The organism is Halomonas salipaludis, assembly GCF_002286975.1.
Lineage (GTDB): Bacteria > Pseudomonadota > Gammaproteobacteria > Pseudomonadales > Halomonadaceae > Franzmannia > Franzmannia salipaludis.
The window spans coordinates 1-24,864 of the sequence record NZ_NSKB01000011.1; the positions used below are offsets into that span (position 1 = coordinate 1).

The 24,864-nt window shown below is 63.8% G+C and carries 22 protein-coding genes; 4 read left to right on the forward strand and 18 right to left on the reverse strand.

Annotated elements, in window-relative coordinates; translation table 11 throughout:
* Positions 1–590 precede the first annotated feature (590 nt).
* Together pssA and ilvC are read right to left on the reverse strand one after the other, a co-directional pair.
* A complete protein-coding gene (pssA, locus tag CK498_RS22505; RefSeq protein ID WP_095623107.1) occupies positions 591–1,439 on the reverse strand; it encodes a CDP-diacylglycerol--serine O-phosphatidyltransferase in 849 nt (282 codons plus the stop codon).
* Between the two features lie 163 nt (positions 1,440–1,602).
* Positions 1,603–2,619 carry a ketol-acid reductoisomerase gene (ilvC, locus tag CK498_RS22510; RefSeq protein WP_095623108.1) on the reverse strand — a complete coding sequence of 339 codons (1,017 nt, stop codon included), beginning with the start codon at positions 2,617–2,619 and terminating at the stop codon, positions 1,603–1,605.
* A 170-nt stretch (positions 2,620–2,789) separates the two neighbouring features.
* On the opposite strand from ilvC, the gene ilvY reads away from it, so the two are divergent.
* Complete coding sequence (gene ilvY, locus CK498_RS22515) at positions 2,790–3,668, forward strand: HTH-type transcriptional activator IlvY (RefSeq protein WP_095623109.1); 879 nt, start codon at positions 2,790–2,792, stop codon at positions 3,666–3,668.
* A gap of 64 nt (positions 3,669–3,732) precedes the next feature.
* On the opposite strand, the gene ilvN is transcribed toward ilvY, so the two are convergent.
* The 5 genes from ilvN to rluD all read right to left on the reverse strand — a co-directional run bounded on the left by ilvN (position 3,733) and on the right by rluD (position 10,928).
* Positions 3,733–4,224, reverse strand: coding sequence for an acetolactate synthase small subunit (ilvN, locus tag CK498_RS22520; protein WP_095623110.1), 492 nt, complete (start codon positions 4,222–4,224; stop codon positions 3,733–3,735).
* On the reverse strand, positions 4,224–5,948 hold the full coding sequence (locus CK498_RS22525) for an acetolactate synthase 3 large subunit (RefSeq protein WP_076749510.1): 1,725 nt from the start codon (positions 5,946–5,948) through the stop codon (positions 4,224–4,226). The genes ilvN and CK498_RS22525 overlap by 1 nt, the downstream gene beginning before the upstream one ends.
* Before the next feature lie 497 nt (positions 5,949–6,445).
* On the reverse strand, positions 6,446–9,040 hold the full coding sequence (gene clpB, locus CK498_RS22530) for an ATP-dependent chaperone ClpB (RefSeq protein ID WP_095623111.1): 2,595 nt from the start codon (positions 9,038–9,040) through the stop codon (positions 6,446–6,448).
* Positions 9,041–9,196: 156 nt separating this feature from the next.
* Positions 9,197–9,958: a peptidoglycan editing factor PgeF gene (pgeF, locus tag CK498_RS22535; RefSeq protein ID WP_095623112.1), complete on the reverse strand. Its 762-nt coding sequence runs from the start codon at positions 9,956–9,958 to the stop codon at positions 9,197–9,199.
* A 10-nt stretch (positions 9,959–9,968) separates the two neighbouring features.
* Entirely contained in the window at positions 9,969–10,928 is a 960-nt protein-coding gene (gene rluD / locus CK498_RS22540; protein WP_095623113.1) for a 23S rRNA pseudouridine(1911/1915/1917) synthase RluD, read from the reverse strand.
* Between the two features lie 115 nt (positions 10,929–11,043).
* Here rluD and CK498_RS22545 point away from each other — a divergent pair, with 115 nt between their 5' ends.
* Positions 11,044–11,880: an outer membrane protein assembly factor BamD gene (locus CK498_RS22545; protein ID WP_095623114.1), complete on the forward strand. Its 837-nt coding sequence runs from the start codon at positions 11,044–11,046 to the stop codon at positions 11,878–11,880.
* A gap of 109 nt (positions 11,881–11,989) precedes the next feature.
* Here the strand turns inward: CK498_RS22545 and CK498_RS22550 are convergent, their stop codons facing one another.
* On the reverse strand, positions 11,990–13,621 hold the full coding sequence (locus tag CK498_RS22550; protein ID WP_095623115.1) for an NAD+ synthase: 1,632 nt from the start codon (positions 13,619–13,621) through the stop codon (positions 11,990–11,992).
* Positions 13,622–13,727: 106 nt separating this feature from the next.
* On the opposite strand from CK498_RS22550, the gene CK498_RS22555 reads away from it, so the two are divergent.
* Positions 13,728–13,991, forward strand: a complete 264-nt coding sequence (locus CK498_RS22555) for a PP0621 family protein (RefSeq protein WP_095623116.1) — start codon at positions 13,728–13,730, stop codon at positions 13,989–13,991.
* A 91-nt stretch (positions 13,992–14,082) separates the two neighbouring features.
* On the opposite strand, the gene thiO is transcribed toward CK498_RS22555, so the two are convergent.
* Positions 14,083–15,186: a glycine oxidase ThiO gene (gene thiO / locus CK498_RS22560; protein WP_095623117.1), complete on the reverse strand. Its 1,104-nt coding sequence runs from the start codon at positions 15,184–15,186 to the stop codon at positions 14,083–14,085.
* Positions 15,187–15,273: 87 nt separating this feature from the next.
* Here thiO and CK498_RS22565 point away from each other — a divergent pair, with 87 nt between their 5' ends.
* Positions 15,274–15,831, forward strand: coding sequence for a GspH/FimT family pseudopilin (locus CK498_RS22565; RefSeq protein ID WP_095623118.1), 558 nt, complete (start codon positions 15,274–15,276; stop codon positions 15,829–15,831).
* 68 nt (positions 15,832–15,899) lie between these two features.
* Here the strand turns inward: CK498_RS22565 and CK498_RS22570 are convergent, their stop codons facing one another.
* From CK498_RS22570 to ribF, 9 genes are all read right to left on the reverse strand, one after another.
* Entirely contained in the window at positions 15,900–17,198 is a 1,299-nt protein-coding gene (locus CK498_RS22570; protein WP_095623119.1) for a pilus assembly PilX family protein, read from the reverse strand.
* Positions 17,191–17,751 carry a PilW family protein gene (locus CK498_RS22575; RefSeq protein WP_095623120.1) on the reverse strand — a complete coding sequence of 187 codons (561 nt, stop codon included), beginning with the start codon at positions 17,749–17,751 and terminating at the stop codon, positions 17,191–17,193. The genes CK498_RS22570 and CK498_RS22575 overlap by 8 nt, the downstream gene beginning before the upstream one ends.
* Positions 17,752–17,753: 2 nt before the next feature.
* A complete protein-coding gene (gene pilV / locus CK498_RS22580; RefSeq protein ID WP_095623121.1) occupies positions 17,754–18,185 on the reverse strand; it encodes a type IV pilus modification protein PilV in 432 nt (143 codons plus the stop codon).
* A gap of 158 nt (positions 18,186–18,343) precedes the next feature.
* Positions 18,344–18,739 (reverse strand): type IV pilin protein, encoded by a 396-nt coding sequence (locus tag CK498_RS26740; protein ID WP_267873766.1) that lies wholly within the window; start codon positions 18,737–18,739, stop codon positions 18,344–18,346.
* A gap of 163 nt (positions 18,740–18,902) precedes the next feature.
* The gene (gene ispH, locus CK498_RS22590) at positions 18,903–19,856 is read right to left on the reverse strand and encodes a 4-hydroxy-3-methylbut-2-enyl diphosphate reductase (RefSeq protein WP_095623122.1); all 954 of its coding nucleotides are present in this window, start codon (positions 19,854–19,856) and stop codon (positions 18,903–18,905) included.
* Positions 19,857–19,879: 23 nt separating this feature from the next.
* The gene (gene fkpB / locus CK498_RS22595; protein ID WP_095623123.1) at positions 19,880–20,341 is read right to left on the reverse strand and encodes an FKBP-type peptidyl-prolyl cis-trans isomerase; all 462 of its coding nucleotides are present in this window, start codon (positions 20,339–20,341) and stop codon (positions 19,880–19,882) included.
* Between the two features lie 67 nt (positions 20,342–20,408).
* On the reverse strand, positions 20,409–20,924 hold the full coding sequence (lspA, locus tag CK498_RS22600; protein ID WP_095623124.1) for a signal peptidase II: 516 nt from the start codon (positions 20,922–20,924) through the stop codon (positions 20,409–20,411).
* A gap of 8 nt (positions 20,925–20,932) precedes the next feature.
* Entirely contained in the window at positions 20,933–23,767 is a 2,835-nt protein-coding gene (ileS, locus tag CK498_RS22605; protein WP_095623125.1) for an isoleucine--tRNA ligase, read from the reverse strand.
* A complete protein-coding gene (gene ribF, locus CK498_RS22610) occupies positions 23,764–24,810 on the reverse strand; it encodes a bifunctional riboflavin kinase/FAD synthetase (RefSeq protein ID WP_095623126.1) in 1,047 nt (348 codons plus the stop codon). Before ribF ends, ileS begins: the two co-directional genes overlap by 4 nt.
* Positions 24,811–24,864: the final 54 nt, after the last annotated feature.

Consider the following 24,864-nt stretch of genomic DNA (forward strand, 5'->3'; position numbering starts at 1 on the left):
AAACGTTTACTCAATTCCGATCCGAAGATCGGTGACGAGTCGCTTGCCTTGATGATGTGGTGACTGATCACCTCGTCATCGACAAGCGCCCACATGAATTACCTGATCGATTGTTAAAGAGCGTCTCGCTGTTGCCGTGGCTCGTGAAGAGCCGCCGGCGCCCGGCGAGGAAGGCGTATTCTACAGAAGCAGCGTGGCGTGTCAAGCCGTGGCGGGGAGCGTCATATCGATAGAACCGATCTCGTCGCGCCCTGCCAGGCGCCTTGCGACGCACTGCCGAGTGATGCGCATTCTACCGTCTCCGGCGGCTCTGTCAATCGCTTTCTCTTTCGTATCGACAAGAAAAAACCCAACAAAACCAACTGCTTGCACCTCTCTTCACCGCTACCAACGTATGCCCGTCGGCAGCAGCGGATGCGTACTTTACGGCTTTACCTTGAGGCCCGCAAGCCCTCGGCGAAGAAAAACTTATCCACACCCCGCAAGCCGCGAGTGCCTGTGGATAGCCGGCCGCGAACAGCAGCCCGCCAGACGGGCCATGCAGACGACAACGCCCGCGCGAGGCGGGCGTTCGACCAAGGCGTAAAAGATCAGGCCTCGGGGGCGTGCTTCATCTTGCGCATCACCGCCAGCGCCGGCCCCGAGACCACATAGGCTCCGAACAGCAGCAGCAGCATCACCGAGGGCTGCACCGAAATCATCACGAAGCCGAGTACGATGGCTAGTAGCACCACGAAGGGGACCGGCTTCTTGAAGTCGATGTCCTTGAAGCTGTGGTAGCGAATATTACTAACCATCAGCACCCCGGCGGCGGCCACCACCAGCAGCATGAGCAGCTTGAAGCCTACCGCATCGGCATCGAAGCTGTTGAAGGTCCAAACGCTGGCGGCAACGAAGGCCGCCGCCGAGGGACTGGGCAAGCCGATGAACCACTTCTTGTCGGTGCTGCCGATCTGCACGTTGAAGCGGGCCAGGCGTAGGGCGGCGCAGGCCACGTAGAGAAATGCCACAACCCAGCCGGTCTTGCCAATGTCCTGGAGGATCCAGGTAAAAGCAACCAACGCTGGGGCCACGCCGAACGACACCATATCGGAGAGGCTGTCGTATTCGGCGCCGAAGGCGCTCTGGGTATTGGTCATGCGCGCCACCCGGCCGTCGAGGCCATCGAGCACCATGGCGATGAAGATCGCCACTGCGGCGGCGGTGAAGTCACCGTTAATGCCGGCCACCACGGCAAAGAACCCCGAGAACAGCGCCGAGGTGGTGAACAGGTTGGGCAGCAGATAGATACCCCGTCGCCGTACCTTCTTGCCATCCTCTACCGCCTCTTCGATGACTTCGGTCTCGCGCACGAAGGCCGAGGCGATGTCTTCGTCGGCACGCGACGGAGGCACCTGTTCGGCACGATCCTGCTCTGGCGTGTTCGGCTCTTGGCTCATAATTCTCTTTCCATTGCCCAAAAAAAGCGCCGCGGCGCCTTTTCCATTCTACACCCTGACTCGTATTACGATAGCGACAGGGCGCTGTCCAACGGCGGCAAGGCTCCAGCAACGACAAGGGCGCGGATATCCGCGCCCTTGTCAGCATGCAACACCGGTTCGATCAGTTCTTGGACTTGTCGACCAGTTGGTTGGCGGCGATCCACGGCATCATGGAGCGCAGCTTGGCGCCGACCTGCTCGATGTCGTGCTCGGCGTTGAGGCGACGACGCGCGGTCATCGACGGGTAGTTGCTGTTACCCTCGTTGATGAACATTTTGGCGTATTCACCGGTCTGGATGCGCTTGAGCGCATTGCGCATGGCGGCGCGAGACTCGTCGTTGATGATCTCGGGGCCGGTGACGTACTCGCCGTACTCGGCATTGTTGGAGATCGAGTAGTTCATGTTGGCGATGCCGCCCTCGTACATCAGGTCGACGATCAGCTTGAGCTCATGCAGGCACTCGAAGTAGGCCATCTCCGGGGCGTAGCCGGCCTCGGTGAGGGTCTCGAAACCAGCCTTGACCAGCTCGACGGCACCGCCACACAGCACCGCCTGCTCGCCGAACAAATCGGTCTCGGTCTCGTCCTTGAAGGTGGTCTCGATGATCCCACTGCGGCCGCCGCCAACGCCCGCGGCGTAGGAGAGCGCCAGCTCCTTGGCGGAGCCCGAGGCATCCTGGTGGATGGCGATCAGGTCGGGAATACCGCCGCCCTTGACGAACTCGGAGCGCACGGTGTGACCCGGGGCCTTGGGCGCGATCATGATCACGTCCAGATCCTTGCGCGGCTCGATCTGGTTGTAGTGGATGTTGAAGCCGTGGGCGAAGGCCAGGGTGGCGCCTTCCTTGAGATTCGGCTCGACCTCGTTCTCGTAGATCGCCTTCTGGTTCTCGTCCGGGGCCAGGATCATCACCACATCGGCGGTCTTGCACGCCTCGGGCACGGAGGCGACCTTGAGGCCTGCGGCCTCGGCCTTGACTGCGGAGGAGGAACCTTGGCGCAGCGCTACGGTGACGTCGACGCCGGATTCCTTGAGGTTGTTGGCGTGGGCGTGGCCCTGGGAGCCGTAACCGACGATGGTGACCTTCTTGCCCTGGATGAGGGACAGGTCGCAATCCTTATCGTAATAGACGCGCATTGGGATTCTCCTGAGATATTGCGGATATGGAATTCAGCGTTGATGGCCACCCGCACCGTCTGTCGCGGCGCTGGGCGTCGTCGAAACGATGACGACACCTTAAGACAGGCGCAGCGTTGCGTAAAACGCTATATTTGCAATACCACATTGCATCTATTGAAATACATCACATGGACATGCGTCCCCTCAAGCACTTCCTGGCCCTGGCCGACATGCTGCACTTCGGCCGCGCCAGCGATGCCTGCCATATCAGCTCCTCGACGCTGTCGCGTTCGATCCGCCAGCTCGAAGAAAACCTCGGCGCGCCGCTGTTCGAGCGCGACAACCGCCACGTCGCCCTGACCCGCCAAGGGCAGATGTTCCAGCACTATGCCCGCGATGCGCTGGAGCAGTGGGAGGCCATCCGCCACTCGTTGATGAGCGAGGCCCGTGAGCTGGCTGGCGAGATCAGCATCTACTGCTCGGTGACCGCCAGCTACAGTTTCCTCTACGCGCTGCTCAGCGAGTTTCGCCTGCGTCACCCGCGCATCGAGCTCAAGCTGCACACCGGCGACCCCGCCGAGTCGGTGGGGCGGGTACTGGCCGGCGAGGAGGACATGGCGATCACGCCCCGGCCACGCACCCTGCCCGATGGCCTGGCCTTCAAGCCGATGACCACCTCGCCGCTGGTGTTCATCGCCCCTCGCGAAGAGACCAGCTGGATGCCCAGCACGCCGCAGACCCCCAGCGCCGCCCAGTGGGCCGGCGTGCCGATGATTCTCTCCGAGTCAGGCCTGGCCCGGGAGCACTGCGACACCTGGTTCAAGGCGCTGGGCGTCACGCCGCAGATCTATGCCCAGGTCGCCGGCAACGAAGCCATCGTCAGCATGGTCGGCCTGGGCTTCGGGGTCGGCGTGGTGCCCAAGATCGTGCTCGACAACAGCCCGCTGCGCGACCGGGTGGCGGTCCTGCCGGTCAAGCCCGAACTGCCCCACTACGACGTCGGCCTGTGCGTTGCCAAGCGCCGCCTCAAGAGCCCGCTCATCCGTGCGCTTTGGGCGGAAGTGTAAAGAGCGCCTACGAAAAAGCCGCCCCGGAGGGCGGCCTATGGAGCCTATCGAGCGCAGTCGTAAATCAGAGCGACAGCACCTTATCGCCACGCGCTATCCCCGACACCCCGGTGCGCGCCACCTCGAGAATGCCCACCGGCGCCATGGCCTGCAGGAAGGCATCCAGCTTGCCGGCATCGCCGGTGATCTGCACCGTGTAGAGGCTCGGCGTGACGTCGACGACCTGGGCGCGGAAGATGTCGGCGGTGCGCTTGACCTCGTCACGCGCGGCACCCAGCGCCTTGACCTTGACCATCATCAGTTCGCGTTCGATGTGGTTGCCCTCGGTCAGGTCGACCAGCTTGACCACGTCGATCAGCTTGTTGAGATGCTTGGTGATCTGTTCAATCACCCGGTCATCGCCGATCGTGGTGACCGTCAACCGCGACAGGGTCGGGTCTTCGGTGGGCGCCACGTTGAGCGTCTCGATGTTGTAGTTGCGTTGGGCGAACAGCCCCACCACGCGGGACAGCGCGCCGGGCTCGTTTTCCATCAGGATCGAAATGATATGGCGCATCAGGTCCGCTCCGTCTTCGAAAGCAGCATGTCACGCATGGCGCCCAGCGGCACCTGCATCGGATAAACGTGCTCGCGCGGGTCGACATAGATGTCGAGGAACACCAGCTCGTTGTTGTCGGCGAAGGCCCGCTCGAGGGCGGGTTCGAGATCCTCGTGACGCTCTACCTTGATGGCGGTAAACCCGTAGGCTTCGATCAGCTTCTGGAAGTCGGGCAGCGACTCCATGTACGAGTGCGCATGGCGCGACTTGTAGTTGAGGTCCTGCCACTGGCGCACCATGCCCAGCGACCCGTTGTTGAGATTGACGATCTTGACGCCCACCCCGTACTGCTTACAGGTCGACAGCTCCTGCATCATCATCTGGAAGCTGCCCTCGCCGGTGATGCACACCACATCGTCCTGGGGGTAGCTCTTCTTGATGCCCATAGCCGCCGGGAAGCCGAAGCCCATGGTGCCCAGCCCCCCCGAGGTGATGAAACGGTTGGGCTTGTCGAACTTGTAGTACTGCGCGGCAAACATCTGGTGCTGGCCGACGTCGGTAGTCACGAAGGCCTCGCCGCGGGTAATCCTGCACACCGCCTCGATGACCTCCTGCGGCTTGAGCGCCTCGCCGGGCTCGGAGGGCTCGTAGAGCTTGCCGCGGCGCTCCTCGCGCCAGCCGTCGATCTTCTGCCACCACTCGCCGAGGGCGTCGGGATGGGCGATCTCCTTGCCCTGCACCAGGCTGATCATCTCGTTGATCACGCTGGCCGCCGGCCCGACGATGGGCACATCGGCACGCACCGTCTTGGACACCGAACTGGGGTCGATGTCGACGTGCACGATCTTGGCCGTGGGACAGAACTTGGAGGTGTTGTTGGTGACCCGGTCGTCGAAGCGCGCGCCAATGGCGATCACCAGGTCTGCATGGTGCATGGCCATGTTCGACTCGTAGGAGCCGTGCATGCCCAGCCAGCCGAGGCACTGGTCGTCGCTCTGCGGGAAGGCGCCGATGCCCATCAAGGTGGTCGTGATTGGGAAGCCGAGCTGCTTGACCAGGTCGGTGAGCCCCTCGCAGGCGCGACCGGTGATCACCCCGCCGCCGGTATAGAACACCGGCCGCTTGGCCTTGAGCATCAGCTCCACGGCCTTCTTGATCTGGCCGGTATGGCCGCGGGTCACCGGGTTGTAGGAGCGCATCTTGACCTTCTTCGGGTAGACGTACTCGTAGCGCTCGGTGGGCGCGGTCATGTCCTTGGGAATATCCACCACCACCGGACCGGGACGGCCGGTAGAGGCCAGATAGTAGGCCTTCTTGAGGACTTCCGGAATCTCGGACGGATGCCGGATCGAGAAGCTGTGCTTCACGATCGGCCGGGTCACGCCGATGATATCGGTTTCCTGGAAAGCGTCATCGCCGATCAGGTGGCTCATCACCTGGCCGCACAGCACCACCATCGGAATCGAGTCCATATAGGCAGTGGCGATGCCGGTCACGGCGTTGGTCGCGCCGGGTCCGGAGGTCACCAGCACGGTGCCTGGCTTGCCGGACGCGCGAGCATAGCCGTCGGCAGCGTGGGTCGCCGCCTGCTCGTGGCGTACCAGGATGTGCTTGACCTTGTCCTGGCGAAACAGCGCATCGTAGATATGCAGCGCTGCGCCGCCTGGGTAACCATAAATATATTCGACGCCCTCATCCTGCAGGAAGCGGGCGATCATGTCGGCGCCGGAAAGCAGTTCCACGTGTGTTTCTCCCCTGGAGGTCTCGAGTGCGATCCATGTCCCAGTGCGGGTCATGGGGTCGAGTGCGACAGTACGTCGCTGCCGGCAGTGCCGGCACCTGATGCCAAACCCTGGCTAATCAGCCCTGTTGGGGCCTGCACTCTCATTCGGCAGCATCGATCCATGCAGCATGAATCGGCGCTGCCTTTCACGGCGGTTCGCCGTGTCGGGGGCGTTGGCCAGACCGAGCGGTTAGCCCGGGCCGGAAGTCCTTCGGCGGGTAAAGGCCATTCGGCCTACCCTTCGCGCGGTGAGTGGGGATTGCCCGTATGGACCGCGCCCGCAATCAGGAACCGACAAGATTCCAATAGCGCGGCTGGGCTGTCAACCGCCAAACCGCCTTGGGTAGCCCAAGGTCGACAATTGAGCAAGGAGCAGACATTAAAAAGCCCGTCTCGATCAGCGAGACGGGCAAACGAGGTCGGACGCGACCGTTTAAACCATTATCGGCAGCTGCCTCATTTCCTGAAGTGTAGCTGACCCTCCTCGGCGCTGACCTTGATCACGTCGCCGGGCACGAACTTGCCGCCAAGCAGGTCCTGGGCCAGCGGGTTCTCGATGCGGCTCTGGATCGCCCGCTTGAGCGGCCGTGCACCGTAGACCGGGTCGAAGCCGACCACCGCCAGCTGGGCCATGGCATCGTCGCTGACCTCGAGCCCCAGCTCGTGCTCGGCGAGGCGTGCGCGCAGGCGCTCGAGCTGGATCCCGGCGATCGCCTGGATCTGCTCCTGGCCGAGGGCATGGAACACCACCACCTCATCGATGCGGTTGATCAGCTCGGGGCGGAAGTGGTCGGCGACCACCGCCATCACCATCTCCTTCATCTGTGCGTAGCCCTGCTCGCTGTCGTCTTCGCTGGCACCCATGCGCTGGATGATGTCCGAGCCCATGTTGGAGGTCATCACGATGACGGTGTTGCGGAAGTCCACGGTGCGACCCTGGCCGTCGGTCAGGCGGCCGTCTTCGAGCACCTGCAGCAGGATATTGAAGACATCGGCGTGGGCCTTCTCCACCTCGTCGAGCAGCAGCACCGAATAGGGCTTGCGGCGCACCGCCTCGGTCAGGTAGCCGCCCTCCTCGTAGCCGACATAGCCGGGAGGAGCACCGATCAACCTTGCCACCGAGTGCTTCTCCATGAACTCCGACATGTCGATGCGCACCATCGCCTCTTCGGTGTCGAACAGGAAGTTGGCCAGCGACTTGCACAGCTCGGTCTTGCCGACCCCGGTGGGGCCGAGGAACAGGAACGAACCGTTGGGGCGGTTGGGATCGGCCAGCCCGGCCCGCGAACGGCGCACGGCGTTGGCCACCGCAGTGACCGCCTCGTCCTGGCCGATCACCCGCTGGTGCAGGGCCTCTTCCATGCGCAGCAGCTTGTCGCGCTCACCCTCGAGCATCTTGGCCACCGGAATCCCGGTCCAACGCGACACCACCTCGGCGACCTCCTCCTCGGTGACGTTGGAGCGCAGCAGGGTGTGGGTCGAGGTATCTGCCTCGCCGGCCTCACTCTCGGCGATCTTGCGCTCGAGGTCGGGGATCACTCCGTACTGCAGCTCGGACATCTTGCCCAGGTCGCCCTGGCGCTTGGCGGCGTCGAGTTCGACCCGGGCCTTGTCGAGGGCATCCTTGTACTGTGCCGCGCCCTCGATGCTGGCCTTCTCGGATTTCCACACCTCTTCGAGGTCGGCATATTCGCGGGCCAGCTCGTCGATCTGCGCCTCGAGGGTTTCAAGACGCTTCTTCGAGGCCTCGTCGGTCTCCTTCTTGAGGTGCTCGCGCTCCATCTTGAGCTGGATCAGCCGGCGGTCGAGGCGGTCCATCTCCTCGGGCTTGGAGTCGAGTTCCATGCGGATCCGCGACGACGCCTCGTCGATCAGATCGATGGCCTTGTCGGGCAGCTGGCGGTCGGTGATATAGCGCGCCGAGAGCCGCGCCGCGGCAATGATCGCCGAGTCGGTGATATTGAGGCGATGGTGGACCTCGTAGCGCTCCTTGAGGCCGCGCAGGATGGCGATGGTGTCCTCTTCGGAGGGCTCATCCACCAGCACCTTCTGGAAGCGACGCTCGAGGGCTGCGTCCTTCTCGATGTACTTGCGGTACTCGTCGAGGGTGGTGGCGCCCACGCAGTGCAGCTCGCCGCGGGCCAGCGCCGGCTTGAGCATGTTGCCGGCGTCCATGGCACCCTCGGCCTTGCCGGCACCGACCATGGTATGCAGCTCGTCGATGAACAGGATCACCCGCCCCTCTTCCTGGGCCAGCTCGTTGAGCACCGCCTTGAGGCGCTCCTCGAACTCGCCACGGAACTTGGCACCGGCCAGCAGTGCGCCCATATCCAGCGACAGCACACGCTTGTCCTTGAGGCCTTCGGGCACCTCGCCATCGACGATGCGGTTGGCCAGCCCCTCGACGATGGCAGTCTTGCCGACGCCGGGCTCACCGATCAGCACCGGGTTGTTCTTGGTGCGCCGCTGCAACACCTGGATGGTACGGCGGATCTCGTCGTCGCGGCCGATCACCGGGTCGAGCTTGCCCTCGGCGGCCCGCGCGGTGAGGTCGAGGGTGTACTTGTTGAGCGCTTCGCGGTTGTCCTCGGCGTTGGCGTCGTCGACGCGCTGGCCGCCGCGCAGGCTGTCGATGGCGGCTGCCACCGCCTTGCGGGTCAGGCCGGCCTGGGTCAGTGTCTTGGCCAGGCTCCCGCCCATCTCCAGCGCCGCCAACAGCACCAGCTCGCTGGCCACGAACTGGTCGCCGCGCTTCTGGGCCTCGCGGTCGGCGAGGTTGAACAGCCGCACGAAATCGCGGGATGGCTGCACCTCGCCGTCGAACTGGCCCACCTTGGGCAGGTCGTCGACATACTGCACCAACCCCGCACGCAGGCGGCCGCTGTCGCCGCCGGCTTGCTGGATCAAGCCCTTGATGCCACTGTCGCGGGCATCGAGCAGCGCCAGCAGCAGATGGCCAGGGTCGAGTTGGTTGTGGCCACGGCCCACCGCCAGCGATTGGGCATCGGCCACCGCGCTCTGCAGCTTGCCGGTAAATTTATCGGGTCGCATTTACTCTTCCTCCATCGGGGTGACGGCGCGTTCGGACGCACCGCTTGGCCCTGTCAATAACGTCTTGACATCATCAATGGAGTCGGCGGGGGCCGCTTTCAAGAGGCGCGCGGGGAATAACCCTGAGAGTTGATATAGATCAAGAGGGAAGCCCGGTTAGCGCAGCCAGATCACGCTGGCCATGCGGCCGGTCTGGCCGTCGTCGCGGCGGTGGGAGTAGAAGCGCGGCTCGCAGGCGGTGCAGAAGTGCCCGCCGCTGATTTGATGCACCCCGAGGCGCTCGAGACGCAGCCGCGCCAGCTTGTAGATATCGGCCATGTAGTGGCCGAGCCGATAGGGGCTGGGTTCGAAGGCCGATGCCGCCTCCGGCTGTACCGCGACGAAGGCCTCGAACACTTCGGGGCCGACCTCGAACTGGGCGTTGGAGATCGCCGGACCGAGCCACACCAGCAGCTCATCGGGTTCGATATCCAGCGCGGCCATGGTGGCCTCGAGCACGCCGCCGGCGAGGCTGCGCCAACCGGCGTGGGCCAGCCCCACCTTAGTGCCCAGGCGGTCGCAGAAGAACACCGGCAGACAGTCGGCAGTCTGGATCACGCAGGCGTAGCGCTTGTCGTCAGCCACCGCCGCGTCAGCCTGGGGCACCTCGGGATCGTACGCCTGCTGCACCGCCGCGCCGTGCACCTGGTCGAGCCACAGCAGTGGCCGGTCGTCGTCGAGCTGGGCGCGCAGCAGTTCGCGGCAGCGCTCGACCATGGCCGGGTCGTCGCCGACGTGCAGCGCGGTATTGAAGGCCGCGAAAGGCCCCTGGCTAGGGCCGGTCTCGCGGGTGGTGACGAAGGCGCCGACCCGGGTCGGCGCCGGCCAGTCGGGCAGGATCAGCGTCGGGTGTGGGTGCAGATCGTCGGCGGCGTGCATCGCGGGCTCCTCAGCGCATGGTGGCGTGGTCGTCACGCAGATAGTCGAGCAGCATCAGCATGTCGTCGGGCAACTCGGCACGGTACTCGACCCGCTGGCCGCTGGCCGGATGAACGAAGGCCAGCTTGCGGGCGTGCAGCGCCTGGCGCGGAAAGCCGCGCAGCAGCTCCTTGAGCGCATCGTCGGCGCCCGGCGGCAGCTTGAGGCGCCCGCCGTAGAGCGCATCGCCAATCAGCGGGAAGCGCTTGTGGGCCAGGTGCACGCGGATCTGGTGGGTACGCCCGGTCTCGAGCTTGCAACGCACATGGGTATGGTGGCGGAAGCGCTCGGTGACCCGGTAGTGGGTCACCGCCGGTTTGCCGTTGCCAGTCACCGCCTGGCGCTTGCGATCCTTGGGGTGGCGGCCGATGGGCGCATCCACCGTACCGCCTGAGGTCATCACCCCGGTGACCACGGCGTCGTACTCGCGGGACATGCTACGCGCCTGCAGCTGCTCGACCAACGCGGCCTGGGCGGCCAGCGTCTTGGCCACCACCATCAGCCCGGTGGTGTCCTTGTCGAGGCGGTGCACGATGCCGGCACGGGGAATGCTCGCCGCCGCCGGGTGGTGGTAAAGCACGGCATTGAGCAGGGTGCCGTCCGGGTTGCCCGCTGCGGGGTGGACCACCAGCCCCGCCGGCTTATTGATCACCAGCACCTCGGCATCTTCGAAGACGATATCCAGCGCCATGGCCTGAGGCTCGAAGCGAGTGTCGTCCTCGAGCTCGGCGCGCAGCAGCAGCTGCTCGCCGCCATGGAGCTTGTGCTTGGGACGCAGCTGCTCGCCATCGACGGTCAGCGCCCCCTGCTGGATCCAGCCCTTGAGGCGCTCGCGGGAGAAATCGTCAAACAGCTCGGCAGCCGCCTGGTCGAGGCGCTGGCCGGCCATGGCGTCGGGGACGCGGGCGTCACGGTGTAGGGTCTCGGACATGATGAAACGGCGGGGCCTGTGTGTTTTGCAAACGGGTGCGTTATAGTGAGCCGATTGTGGCAGATTGCGAACGATTCTAGCATGGCCACCCGGGTTGTTTGATACGAGGATCAAGATGCGCGTTATGCTTACCGGCACCCGGTTCGGTGCCTTCGCCCTCGCCGTGACCCTGCTCAGCGGCTGTGCCCTGTTCGGCGGCGGCAGTGACGACGAAACGGAGTCAGACGACGACCTGCCCCAGGTGTCGGAACAGGAGCTCTACCAGCAGGCCCGCGCGTCGCTGGAATCGGGCCGCTACTTAGCCGCCGTGGAAGAACTCGAGACGGTAGACAGCCGTTTTCCGTTCGGCGACTACGCCGAGCAGGCCCAGCTCGAGCTGATCTACGCCTACTACGAGACCGACAATTGGGAAGCGGCGCGCGCCGCCGCCGGGCGCTTCATACGCCTGCAGCCGGACCACCCCCAGGTCGACTACGCCTACTACATGCGCGGCCTGTCGGCCTATCAGGCCGGGCGCTTCAGCCTCGAGCGGCTGCGGCTGGTCGACCTGTCGCGCCGCGACCTGGGCGCCTCGCGTGATGCCTACAGCGACTTCAGCGAGCTGATCCAACGCTACCCGGAGAGCGAATACGCCCCGGACGCCCGCCAGCGCATTATCTACCTGCGCAACGTACTGGCCGCCCAGGAGCTCCACGTGGCCGACTTCTACCTGCGCAAGGGCGCCTATCTGGCCGCCGTGCAGCGCGGTCGCTGGGTGATCGAGAACTACCCGGAGGCCACCGCCAACCGCGATGCCCTGGCGGTGATGGTGGAAGGCTACCTGGGTCTCGGCATGCGTGACCGCGCCCGCGAGGTGCTGGCCACCCTGATCGAGAACGACCCGCGCCATGAGCGCCTGAGCGGGCGCACCTTCCGCCCGCTGCATGTCGACGCCGACTCGATTTCGGCCTGACAGCATGGGGCTGCGAGCCAACGAGCCCACGGCATAAAGCAGAGCGCCACCGCCCATTGGGCCGGTGGCGCTTTTTTGGCCCGTAGCCCGTAGCCCGTAGCCCGCGAGCCTACTCCCCCGGCTGCCAGCCATTGACGATCGGGTAGCGGCGGTCACGCCCGAAGCCACGTGGCGTCACGCGCACGCCGACCGGCGCCTGGCGCCGCTTGTACTCGCAGCGATCGACCAACTGCACCACGCGATAGACATCCTCACGGGCGAAGCCCGCCTCGATGATCGCCTCGGCACTCATGTCGCCCTCGATGTAGCGCGCCAGGATGGCGTCGAGGGTATCGTAGTCGGGCAGCGAGTCGCTGTCCTGCTGGTCCGGTGCCAGCTCGGCGGAGGGCGGGCGGGTGATGACCCGCTCGGGGATCGCCGGCTCCTGGATGTTGCGCCAGCGCGCCAGGCGGTAAACCCAGGTCTTGTAGACGTCCTTCAGGGCGTTGTAGCCGCCAACCATATCGCCATAGAGCGTCGCATAGCCCACCGCCATCTCGCTCTTGTTGCCGGTGGTCAGCACCATCAGGCCCTTCTTGTTGGAGATCGCCATCAGCAGCACGCCGCGCACCCGCGACTGCAGGTTCTCCTCGGTGGTATCGCGCTGGGTGCCGGCGAAGCTCTCGGCCAGCGTCTCGCTGAACGCCTCGACCATCGGCGCGATCGGCATCACCTCGTAGTTGACGCCCAGCAGACGGGCCTGTTCGGCGGCGTCCTGCTGGGAGATCTCGGCGGTGTAGTGGTAGGGCATCATCACCGCGTGGACGCGCTCGGGGCCCAGGGCATCCACCGCGATGGCCAGCGACAGCGCCGAGTCGATGCCGCCGGACAGTCCCAGCACCACGCCCTTGAAGCCACTCTTGTTGACGTAGTCGCGCACCCCAGTCACCAACGCACAGTAGAGGCTCTCCTCGGCCTCGACCTCGGGCTCGGTCTCACCGCCGCGGGGTACCCAGCCGGCTTTCTCCTTGACCAGTTGCACCGGCATCAGCCCCACCTGCCAGTGCGGCGCCTGCACCTGCAGCTTGCCCTGGGCGTCGACGCAGGCCGAACCGCCATCGAATACCAGTTCGTCCTGGCCACCGATCTGGTTGACGTAGACCAGCGGCAGCCCCACCTCGGCGGCGCGCTCGGCAAACAGCGCCAGGCGCTCGGCGGGCTTGTCCTGGTGGTACGGTGAGGCGTTGAGAGTCACCAGGATCTCGGCGCCGGCCTGCTTGGCGAGGCGCGCCGGCGCTTCCTGCCACATGTCCTCGCAGATCAGGATGCCGAGCTTGGCGCCCTTGTGCTCATACACCAACGGCTCGCTGCCCGGCGCAAAGTAGCGCTGCTCGTCGAATACCTGATAGTTGGGCAGCGCCTGCTTGGCATACTCGGCTACCCATTCGCCCTGGTAGAGCAGGCCGGCGAGATTGTAGCGCTGCCCCTCGCGCATGCCCGGGTAGCCGACGATCACCAGCACCTCGCGGGACATCTTCTCGGCCATCCGCGCCCGCGCCTCACGCAGCCGCGTCTCCATCGACGGACGCAACAGCAGATCCTCCGGCGGGTAGCCGGTCAGGAACAGCTCCGGCAGCACCACGATATCGGCACCATGCTCGATACGCGCCTCGCGTACCGACTCGATGGCGCGCTCGGTATTGCCGGGAATATCACCGACCAGCGGGTCGAGTTGGGCCATCACCAGCGTCAAGTCTTGCATGGGCGTGAAAATCTCTCGAAACTCATAGATAGCCCATTGTCCCGCATGGCCGCACCGCTGGCAAAGCCGCGACGCGTGCCCGCCTCCCGCAAGGAGTCATAGAAGGATGAACCTGTTGATCATTCGCCTGATCATTTTCGCCGTGCTGTTCTTCGCCGGCCTCAAGCTGTACCGCATGTACCGCGAGTGGAAACTCGACCGCGAGGAGCTGCTGGACCATGATGCAGGCGACAGCGACGCCAACCAGATCGTGCGCTGTACCTACTGCAAGGTGCACCTGCCCGAAAGCGATGCCCTGCGCGAGCGCGGCGAATGGTTCTGCTCCAGCGCCCACCGCGACAAGTATCTCGAGGAGCAGAAGGACGAGTAGCGAGGGGCTTCGAGCACCCAGGGGTGGGGTCGCAGCGTGTCCACAGCGCCCTGTCGCCGGCAAGCCACGGGGCATCGGCGTGAGTGCTGTGTCACGCAGTAGCGCTCAGGCGCCCTTCCAGCCGATAGGGACTCGGGTCGAGGATCGCTTCGCGTCCCAGCAGCTGATCCACCAGCAGCCGCGTCGAGGCCGGCGCCAGCACCAAGCCATTACGGTAGTGGCCGGCATTGACGCTGAGGTTGTCGAGCCCCGGCACGCGGCCGATAAAGGGCGTGCCATCCGGCGAGCCCGGCCGCAGCCCGGCCCAGTGGTGCTCCACCTCGCACTCAGCCAGTGCCGGCACGATACGCGTGGCACTCTCCCACAGCGACTCCCTGGCCGCCCGGTCGGTGCCCTTGTCGAAGCCCGCCTCTTCCAGCGTCGAGCCGGCCAGCACGCGGCCATCGCCACGTGGAATCACGTAGCGGCCATCCATCAGTACCACTCGCTGCACCAGTCCCGGCGGCGCCCTGAACAGGATCATCTGCCCCTTGACCGGGCGCACCGGCAGGCCCACGCCGAGTGACCCGAGCAGCTCGGCGGCCCAGGCGCCACCGCAGACCACCACCTCACCTGCAGTGAAACGCTCAGCGCCAGCATTTACCGCCGTGATACGCCCTGCCGCGTGCGAAAGCCCGGTCACCTCGCAGCCCTCCATGAGACGCACCTTGGGCATCGCCAGCAGGCGTTCGCGCAGCGCCTTGACCAGCCGCGGATTGCGAATGCTGCCCAGCGTCGGCATCCACAGCGCGCCATCGCAGCCCGGCACCGCCGCCGGCTCCTTGGCGTAGAGGAAATCGGCCGCGACTCGCTCCAGCGGCTTGCCCACCGCTCGCGCCCAGCCCAGCGCCCGCGCCTCGTCATCGACGCGCAGGTACAGCAACCCCTTCTGGCGATACTCTGGGTCGATACCCGTCTCTTCCAGCAGCCGCAGCGCAAGCTCGGGGTAGTAGCCTTCCGACCAGGTCGAGAGACGCGAGATCGGCGCCGAATAGCGCCACGGGTAGAGTGGCGAGACGATGCCGCCGCCGGCCCAGGAGGACTCGCGGCCGCACGCGCCGCGCTCGAGCAGGGTCACCTCGTGGCCGGCATCGGCCAACTGCAGCGTGGTCATCATGCCGATGACACCGCCGCCTACGACTAGGAAATCACTCACAGCAGAATCCGATATGGCTTACACAGGCTTGGGCTAGGGTGACAGTAGCGGCACCAGGGATGGAACGCGCCTGCCAGGGAGGCACCCATGCACCCACCGAGCCACCAAGACTATCACGAGACGCCAGCGGCAAACCGCCAGCGCGTACGTCATCTAACTCAGGGGTTTACGCTGATCGAGCTGCTGGTCGTCATCGCCGTGGCGGTGATCATGGCCACCTGGGCCATTCCCAACTACCAGCAGTTTACCGCACGCAATCAGGTCGCCGCTGAGGTGATGCGACTCAAGTCGGCATTGGCAATGACAAGAAGCGCGGCCATCATGCGCCGCAGTCAAGTAACCCTCTGCCCCAGCCCAACCCTACAGTACTGCGACGTCGCCGCTGGCTGGGAGAGTCCCCTCGCGATCTTCGCCGGAAGCGGCGACGATGGGGATGCCGAGTTATTGCGCACTCTAGGCAAAAGCCGCCTAGAGTCGCTGACCTACCGTAAAGACAACCGACCTGTGCGCTATCAAGCGCTGGGGCGGTCAACAGGATATAATGGGACTTTTCGATTGTGTGGCCGAATGGAAACAGGTTCACATGTTATCGTCAATAACACTGGTCGCATCCGTAGTTATAACAGAAGGCCCAGCACTTGCTGAGCAATAAAACATGAATTGCAGCAAGCACTGCAATATTATAAAAAACCTTCCCATATCGAGAGAACAGGTCACCGCCAAGACATCACCTTAAGCTCGTCAGTTTTCTTCATATCACTAATATCTATCAAACCATCTGACACAGGCTCCAAAAGCCGCGCAACAGTGTCGAGAACTTCTACTGAATGGACAAAAGAAAAGTCACCCCCGCCATTCAAGTTAGAAGTAACACTAGCTTGCCCAATGCCAAAGCTCCAATCCCCCTCTCTAGCTCCTGGTGACCCTGCAATAGACGCGTGAACTAACGCCCCTCTTATAGAACCTCCACCACCATTGTATGCCAAGGTTTGGCCAAGAACGACAATAAGGCCCTCATATGTATTATTGCCACTCCAACTAAAATTTCCATCAACAACTAGAATGCCTGACTTTGCCGATGACTCATTATAAGAATATGTTCCACTTTCAGGCTGGACATATGATATCTTTGGGCTATCAGGTGTGCCAAGCACCGCCAGCGCATCCGCATCATTTCCATAATGATCAACAACATTGTCAACCAGCTCTTGCAAAGCGGTGGCGCTGGAGAAAATCGGATACCCACCCTCTATATAGACCACATACTCCCCATCCACGTTTGTCGCATAATTACCAGACTTGTCGGGGCCACCTTCAATCGCAGACATAACTGCAGAGACATCACTTTCTCTTGATACTGAAATAGATGTACCAATATTACCGTCCCCCTCACGCCCCATCTTAAAACGGCCACTACTAAGCGCCTCAAAGTCATATAGATCGCTTGTGACGGTTAATGGGTCAAGGTCACTAAGCGGGACAAGTCCGACACTCACCTGTGCCAAAACAGGATGACTCAAGGCCCCAGTTCCCCCGGCCAAGCCAACAATGTAAACACCCTCGCGCAAGCCAGCATCATTATCACCATCAACATATATAATACTGTAAACACAGACATCTACCTCAGAGCAATCCAAAGAGCTATCACTGTAACCGAAATAACTATGCCAAGTATCATTTGAGAAAATATCGGAATATGAAAAACTTGAACTTGGTGAAAGCTCTTCAGCTATTTCTTCGACACTTTTCTCCGAAAATTCATCACCCCACAAGCTCCTGAAGCTATCCAACCCTAGGGACACGGCTCCTTCTGCGCCCATTTGCGCCGAGGCTTGTGCTTTATAATTTCCGGCTAACCGTTCATCAATCTGCGAGGACTGCATGCTCGATAGACCAAGCATCAACGAAACGACTAATAAGGATAGAACGACTATTAGCGCTGCGCCTTTCTGGTGTTTCATTACCGCACCCCGAGGAGTCATATCGGCTTCATCTACGCTACGCTTACTCATTCGTTACCGCCGCGGTGCGATTAACAGCATGAAATTCGACAGAATCAGGCGCACCATCAGCAGTAGATATAAGTGACAACTTCACTACAAGAACTCCCCGATCCCGTAAATTATCGTCTATGATGAACGCCACATCATTATCTTCAAAACCGGCAACCACCTGATCGAAATCGCCGGCCTGCACAGAGTCACCACACCTCTGGCCCATTTCTAGCGCCCGTCCCAACTTTGGCCCAACCTCTGTGCTACTGATTCTGTAAGCTTTATGGACATCGCCAGATCCAGGACAGCTAACAAGATCTCCCCTGTTAGGCACTATCAAGGTTAGCATCTCACCGTTCCAGTTAATGCTTGCGGGATCAGCGCGACGAATATCTCTTAGCAAAATCTCAACGGAAAAATTCACTGCCGCCTGCTTTTCGCTTAGCGTTTCCACCTGGCGATTGGTCTGAAAGACTGTCAAAAAAAGCCGCCCAGCTCCCAAAATGATAACCAAGCCAATCACCATGGCAACCATTAGTTCGACCAAGGAGAAGCCGCCATTTCTTTTCATTTTCAACTCCCCGGCAAGCGAATCGTATATTCGAATACCGGGGCATCTTCATTTTCAAACCGGCGATCCGACCAGCCCACGGAAATATCAAACTGGCAACCTCCGCTGTCACTGACAGGGCTGCTATTCAGCTCGGGAAGAAACGCTACCCACTGAGCATGCCAGCTGCTTCCGCCAATGTTCTGCGCTTCCTCCCAACTGGGGCATACCAGCTCATCCGGGGCGTTGGCCATAACTGCCCAAAGCCTTTCCTGGGCATCCTGAGCAGCCAGAGAAGCAAGCGAGCGCTGGTACGCCGCATGCGCACCCTGCAGGGCCTTGAGCTGCATCACGGCCACACCAAGCATCCCGATGGACAGCACCAGCAAGGCAACCAGTGCTTCAATCAGAGTGAAACCCGCCTGCGCTTTGGGTAAATGGCACTGTTTCTTCACTCTTCTACCTTTTCAGGATCATTATCAGAAGCCTTGCCGGTACGCCCCATCACCGTTACCTGCATACGCCTGCAACACGCCGCTATCTTCTACCGCACAGCCTACACGGTGCCCGAGAGCATTAGTCACCGTCGCCAAAATGACGCCAACGGTCAGCATTACCAACACTCACTTGGGCTCCTCACACCCTGGTGATTCAGCGTCAGGTCGCTGTTACATCGATCGGGCTGGGCCGTGGTTGCGGTTAACGTGAAGGTGCTGGCCGTCCTTTCAACAGAAATCGTGTAGATCCCATCTGCTGAGGCATTGGTGAAATCACAGTCCTCATAAGACGCCTGCACGGTATAGCAGCGTTCGAGTTGCTGGGCTGCCTGCATCAGCCCCGACTGGCCGTCGGTACGGCGCGCGTCCTGCACATAGCGCTGGTAGCTGGGATAGGCGATCGACGCCAGGATGGCGATGATCGCCACGGTGATCATCAGCTCGATCAGAGTGAAGCCCCCCTGCCGCGCCGGGCGCAGGGAGGCGAAGCCAGTAGCTTGCCCTGCGCTCACTGCGGTGCCCCCCGCCTGCGGTTGCCCTGCCTCGTCGCACCACCTCTCACTGGAGCCTCCATCGCGCGCCGCGTCTGACAGTCTTCAGGCGCAAAAAACCGGGCAATGTGCCCGGTTTCATGACCAGTCTATTTCGTCAGAATAGCCCACTCCGGGCTAGTACTCATTCGCTAACGATAACACGCTCTCTCAACTCGCGCGGCATGGAAAACGTAATCGTCTCGGCGCGGCCTGAGAGCTCCTCGGGAACGTTGGCGCCAAGCTGCTGCAGCCGCTCGATGACGCCCTTGACCAACACCTCCGGGGCGCTGGCCCCGGCAGTAAGGCCGATGGCAGTGACGCCGTCGAGCCAGGCCGGGTCGACCTGGCTGGCGTCATCGACCAGGTAGGCCGGGGTACCGACCCGCTCGGAGAGTTCGCGCAGGCGGTTGGAGTTGGAGCTGTTGGGGCTGCCCACCACTAGCACCAGATCGCTCTCTGCGGCCAGGCCACGCACCGCGTCCTGGCGGTTCTGGGTGGCGTAGCAGATGTCATCCTTGCGCGGCCCTTCGATCTGGGGGAAGGTCGCGCGCAGGGCATCGATGACCTTGGCGGTGTCATCCATCGACAGCGTGGTCTGGGTGACGAAGGCCAGCCGGCTGGGGTCCTTGACCTGGAGCGCGGCGACGTCGGCCTCGTCCTCGACCAGGTAGATGGCACCGCCGTGGGCGGTGTCATAGCGGCCCATGGTGCCTTCCACTTCGGGGTGGCCGGCGTGGCCGATCAGGATGCACTCCTGGCCGCGCTTGGCGTAGCGCAGCACTTCCAGATGCACCTTGGTCACCAGCGGGCAGGTGGCATCGAATACCTTGAGGCCACGCTGCTCGGCTTCTTCCTGTACCGCGCGTGACACGCCGTGGGCGGAGAAGATCACGATAACGTCGTCGGGCACCTCGTGGAGCTCCTCGACGAAGACCGCACCGCGCTCACGCAGGGTGTCGACCACGAAGCGGTTGTGCACCACCTCATGACGCACGTAGATCGGCGCGCCGAACACATCGAGGGCGCGGTTGACGATATCGATGGCGCGGTCGACGCCGGCGCAGAAGCCGCGGGGGTTGGCCAACTTGATGTGCATGGCGTTCTCTCTTGCCGTGGGCATCAATGAGTGGTGGCCGGGCGAACCTGAATCACCTCGACCTCGAAGGTCAGGGTACGCCCCGCCAGCGGATGATTGAAGTCGACCTCGACCTGCTCGCCGTCGATGCTGGCGATCACCCCGGGCAGCTCGCCGCCGGCAGCATCGGCAAACGACATCACCGTGCCCACCTCGGGCTCGACGTCGTCGAAGTCGTCACGCTTGAGCAGCTGCACGTTCTGCGGATTGTGCTGGCCGAAAGCGTGCTCCGGGGAGATCTGGTAGCTGCCGGTGTCGCCGTCGGTAAGGCCTGCGAGGGGCGCCTCGAAGCCCGGCGGCAGGTTGCCGTCGCCGACCTGAAAGGTGGCCGGGCGCTTGTCGCGGGTCGAGTCGACCACGGTGCCATCCTCGAGCTTGAGGGTGAAGTGCAGGGTGACTTCCATGCCGTCAGCGACGCGATGGACGCTAGCAGGTTGATCGCTCATCTGTGTCTCTCTTGCCGTGGGCGGGGCGCTGCCGTGGACTGGTTGGATGCGCTGGCCGCCGTGAGGTTCAGCGCCGTGCGTCGCGAATCGATTCGAAAATCAGGCCCACGGCACCGAGGGTAATACCGATATCCGCGACGTTGAAGGCCGGGAAGTACCAGCCGGCAGCGTGGAAGGAGAGAAAGTCCACCACGTAGCCGTGCACCAGGCGATCAAAGAGGTTGCCCAGCGCGCCGCCGATGATCAGCGCCAGCGACGGCGCCAACAGCACCTCATGCGCCCTGAGGCGACGCAGCCAGATCGTCAGGCCGATGCTGGCGCCAATGGCGATCAGCGCAAAGAACCAGCGCTGCCAGCCCGGGTGCCCGGCCAGGAAGCTGAACGCCGCGCCGGGATTGTGCAGCAGCGTGAGGTTGAAGAACGGCAACACCTCCACCGGGCGGGCGTAACTCAGCCAGGCGCTGGCGGCGGACTTGGTCGCCAGGTCGAGCACGACCACCGCCGCGGCCAGCCATAGCCAGCGCAGCGGTTTGTGCATCGGAGGGGCGGAGCTCTTGTCGGTCATTTCGGCAGTCTCAGGCATCGTAGCTCTCAGGCATAGCGCCGGGTTTCACCCGGGCCGTCGGGTAGGTTGCTGATACAACGCCCACACAGTTCGGGGTGCTCGGGATGGCTGCCCACGTCCTCGCGGTGGTGCCAACAGCGGTCACACTTGCTGTGCTCGCTGGCGGCCACGGCCACCTTGAGGGTGTCCAGTTCGGTGGCCTCGGCGGCGCTGCCGTCGGCGAGCGGCGCCAGGTGCACGTCGCTGGTCAGCAGCACGAAGCGCAGCTCGTCACCCAGCTTGGCCAGCGTCTGATGCAGGCCGTCGTCGACGTAGAGGGTCACCTCGGCGGCCAGGCCGCTCTTGATCTGCTTGGCGTTGCGCGCGTCTTCCAGGCACTTGTTGACCGCCTGCTTGACCTCGAGCACCTGCTCCCAGAAGTCGCGACCCAGCGGCGCATCGTCGGCCAGGGTGGCGAGGCCCGCGTAGTACTCCTCGAGCAGCACGCTGTCGGCGCGCTTACCGGGGATGTGCTCATAGATCTCCTCGGCGGTAAACGACAGGATCGGCGCCACCCAGCGCGCCAGCGCCTCGACCACATGATAGAGCGCGGTCTGGCAGCTGCGGCGGGCCAGCGAGTCGGTCTGGGTGGTGTACTGGCGATCCTTGATCACGTCGAGGTAGAAGCCGCCCAGCTCGCGAGAGCAGAAGGTGTGCACCTGCTGGTAGACGTCGAGGAAGCGGTACTCGTCATAGGCGGTCTGGATGCGCGCCTGCAGCTGGGCGGCACGGTCGACCACCCACTGGTCCAGCGCCAGCATATCGTCGAAGGCCACCGCATCGCGCTCGGGATCGAAGCCGTTGAGGTTGCTGAGCAGGAAGCGCGCGGTATTGCGGATACGCCGGTAGACGTCGGCGGTACGCTTGAGGATCTCGTCGGAGACCGCCATCTCGCCAGAGTAGTCGGTGGACGCGACCCACAGCCGCAGGATATCGGCACCGAGCTTGTCCATCACTTCTTGGGGCGCGACCACATTGCCCACCGACTTGGACATCTTGCGGCCCTGGGCATCGACGGTGAAACCGTGGGTGAGCAGGCCGCGATACGGCGGGTGGCCGTCGATGGCGCAGCCGGTCAGCAGCGAGGAGTGGAACCAGCCGCGGTGCTGATCGGAACCCTCGAGGTAGAGGTCGGCACGCGGCCCCTCGGCGTGGCCGAGCTGGTGGGAGTCGCGCAGCACGTGCCAGTGGGTGGTGCCGGAGTCGAACCACACGTCGAGGGTATCGGTGACCTTGTCGTAGTCCGCCGCCTCGGCGCCGAGCAGCTCGGCGGGGTCAAGGCGGAACCAGGCGTCGATGCCCTCCTTATCGACGCGGCTTGCCACCTCTTCCATCAGCTCGACGGTGCGCGGGTGCAGCTCACCGCTGGCCTTGTGCAGGAAGAACGGGATCGGCACGCCCCAGTTGCGCTGGCGCGAGATGCACCAGTCCGGCCGGTTGGCGATCATCGAGTGCAGCCGCGCCTTGCCCCAGGCAGGGGTGAACTGGGTGGCCTCGATGCCCTCCAGGGCGCGCTGGCGCAGGGTCTTGCCGTCGTTGCCCTCGAGATCCATGCCCACGAACCACTGCGCCGTGGCACGGTAGATCACCGGCGTCTTGTGGCGCCAGCAGTGCATGTAGCTGTGGGTGATGGTCTTGTGGGCCATCAGCGCGCCGGCATCGGCGAGCTTCTCGACGATCTGCGGATTGGCCTTCCAGATCATCTGGCCGCCGAAGAACGGCAGGTCGTCGGCGTAGACGCCGTTGCCCTGCACCGGACTCTTGATCTCATCGAAGCTCATGCCGTGAGCGCGGCAGGTGACGAAGTCGTCGACCCCGTAGGCCGGCGCCGAGTGCACGATGCCGGTGCTGCCCACCTCGGACTCCACGTAGTTGGCGAGATACACCGGCGACAGCCGATCGTAGAGCGGATGGCGAAAGTCGATCAGGTCCAGCGAGGCGCCCTTGGCGGTGGCGACCACCTCGCCGCTGAGGCCGAAGCGCTCCAGGCAGCTCTCGACCAGGTCGGCGGCCAGCAGCAGCAGGCGCTGGCCAACGTCGACCAGCGCATAGTCGAACTCGGGATGCACGTTGAGCGCCTGGTTGGCGGGGATGGTCCAGGGCGTGGTGGTCCAGATCACGATGGCGGCCGGCTTGGGCAGCTGGCCCAGCCCAAAGGCCGCGGCCAGCTTGTCGTCGTCGGCGCAGGGGAAGGCCACGTCGATGGCGTCGGACTGCTTGTCCTGGTACTCCACCTCGGCCTCGGCCAGCGCCGAGCCGCAGTCGAAGCACCAGTTGACCGGCTTGAGCCCCTTGAACACGTAGCCACCCTTGACCATCTCGGCCAGGGCGCGGATCTCACCGGCCTCGTTGGCAAAATCCATGGTCTTGTAGGGGTGCTTCCAGTCGCCGATCACCCCCAGGCGGATGAAGTCGCGCAGCTGCTCCTGGATCTGCTCACCGGCGTACTCGCGACACAGGCCACGCGCCTTTTCGGGGTCGAGGTGCTTGCCGTGGGTAGTCTCGACCTTGTGCTCGATGGGCAGGCCGTGGCAGTCCCAGCCCGGCACATAGGGCGCATCGAAGCCGGCCAGGCTCTTCGACTTGACGATGATGTCCTTGAGGATCTTGTTGACCGCATGGCCGATATGGATGCTGCCGTTGGCGTAGGGAGGGCCGTCGTGGAGCACGAAGCTCTCGCGGCCGCGGCGCTCGTCGCGCAGCCGCTGATTGATATCCAACTGCTCCCAGCGCGCCACCCGGTCGGGCTCGCGCTTGGGCAGCATGCCGCGCATCGGGAAGTCGGTTTCGGGCAGGTTCAGGGTGTGCTTGTAGTCGCTCATGAGTGTCCGTCAGCGTCGCGCCCGGCAGCCGCATCGGCGGCCGAGGAGTCGTAAGTCGCAGCCTCGCGCGCCAGCGGCGCCGATGCCAGGGGAAGAGTATCGTCGAGCCCGCCTGCATGGCGGGCAAAGTAGCGCCGCGCCTGGGCCTGGTCGCGGGCAATCTGGGCCTTGAGCGGCTCGAGGCCATCGAAGCGTATCTCGCCGCGCAGGCGGGCGCAGGGCACCACCGTCAGCCGCGCACCGTAGAGGTCGCCGTCGAAGTCGAACAGGTGCACCTCGAGTACCGGACGTGTGCTGCCCATGGTGGGACGCCAACCGACATTGGCGACCCCAGGCAGGCGGCGCCCGTCGGGCAGCATCACCGCCACTGCGTAGACCCCGCGCAGCGCCAGCGGCAGGCGCAGCAGCGGCAGATTGGCGGTGGGCACGCCGATGGTGCGCCCCAGCTGCTGGTCGCGCACCACCCGGCCGCTCAGTACATAGGGCCGGCCCAGCATACGCTCGGCCTGGGCGAAGTTGCCGCAGGCCAGCAGGGTGCGTACCCGGGTGCTGGAGACCCGCTCATCGTCCAGCGTGAAGGTACGGGTATGCTCGACGCCCACGCCGCGCTCGGCGCCGACCTCGGCGAGCAGCGTGAAGTCGCCGCTGCGGTCGCAGCCGAAGCGGAAGTCATCGCCTACCACCAGGTGCTTCACATCGAGGCCGTCGAGCAGCACGCGGTCGATGAACTGCTGGGCGGTGAGGCTGCGCAGCGCGTCGTTGAACGGCAGGCAGAGCACGAAGTCGGCGCCGTGCTCATCGAGCAGGGCGACCTTGTCGCGCAGCCGGGTCAGCCGCGGCGGCGCCTGATCGCCGGCGAAGTACTCCCGCGGCTGCGGCTCGAAGACCACCACGGTCACCGGCACGCCAAGCTTGCGAGCGCGCTCGCGGCACTGCTCGAGAATCGCCTGGTGGCCGCGGTGGACGCCATCGAAGTTGCCGATGGTGGCCACGCAGCCGCGATGCTCGTCGCGCAGGTTGTGCAATCCTCGAATCAGTTGCATGCGTTGCTCGCGTACTCCGTGCCGTACCTCAGCGAATAAAACCATCGATTATAG

Bases quoted from the DNA above. Each gene is read 5' to 3' on its own strand.
- pssA (WP_095623107.1), bottom strand. From the start codon at position 1,439: ATGAGCCAAGAGCCGAACACGCCAGAGCAGGATCGTGCCGAACAGGTG.
- ilvC (WP_095623108.1), bottom strand. From the start codon at position 2,619: ATGCGCGTCTATTACGATAAGGATTGCGACCTGTCCCTCATCCAGGGC.
- ilvY (WP_095623109.1), top strand. From the start codon at position 2,790: ATGGACATGCGTCCCCTCAAGCACTTCCTGGCCCTGGCCGACATGCTG.
- ilvN (WP_095623110.1), bottom strand. From the start codon at position 4,224: ATGCGCCATATCATTTCGATCCTGATGGAAAACGAGCCCGGCGCGCTG.
- clpB (WP_095623111.1), bottom strand. From the start codon at position 9,040: ATGCGACCCGATAAATTTACCGGCAAGCTGCAGAGCGCGGTGGCCGAT.
- pgeF (WP_095623112.1), bottom strand. From the start codon at position 9,958: ATGCACGCCGCCGACGATCTGCACCCACACCCGACGCTGATCCTGCCC.
- rluD (WP_095623113.1), bottom strand. From the start codon at position 10,928: ATGTCCGAGACCCTACACCGTGACGCCCGCGTCCCCGACGCCATGGCC.
- CK498_RS22545 (WP_095623114.1), top strand. From the start codon at position 11,044: ATGCGCGTTATGCTTACCGGCACCCGGTTCGGTGCCTTCGCCCTCGCC.
- CK498_RS22550 (WP_095623115.1), bottom strand. From the start codon at position 13,621: ATGCAAGACTTGACGCTGGTGATGGCCCAACTCGACCCGCTGGTCGGT.
- CK498_RS22555 (WP_095623116.1), top strand. From the start codon at position 13,728: ATGAACCTGTTGATCATTCGCCTGATCATTTTCGCCGTGCTGTTCTTC.
- CK498_RS22565 (WP_095623118.1), top strand. From the start codon at position 15,274: ATGCACCCACCGAGCCACCAAGACTATCACGAGACGCCAGCGGCAAAC.
- CK498_RS22570 (WP_095623119.1), bottom strand. From the start codon at position 17,198: ATGAGTAAGCGTAGCGTAGATGAAGCCGATATGACTCCTCGGGGTGCG.
- CK498_RS22575 (WP_095623120.1), bottom strand. From the start codon at position 17,751: ATGAAAAGAAATGGCGGCTTCTCCTTGGTCGAACTAATGGTTGCCATG.
- ispH (WP_095623122.1), bottom strand. From the start codon at position 19,856: ATGCACATCAAGTTGGCCAACCCCCGCGGCTTCTGCGCCGGCGTCGAC.
- fkpB (WP_095623123.1), bottom strand. From the start codon at position 20,341: ATGAGCGATCAACCTGCTAGCGTCCATCGCGTCGCTGACGGCATGGAA.
- lspA (WP_095623124.1), bottom strand. From the start codon at position 20,924: ATGCCTGAGACTGCCGAAATGACCGACAAGAGCTCCGCCCCTCCGATG.
- ileS (WP_095623125.1), bottom strand. From the start codon at position 23,767: ATGAGCGACTACAAGCACACCCTGAACCTGCCCGAAACCGACTTCCCG.
- ribF (WP_095623126.1), bottom strand. From the start codon at position 24,810: ATGCAACTGATTCGAGGATTGCACAACCTGCGCGACGAGCATCGCGGC.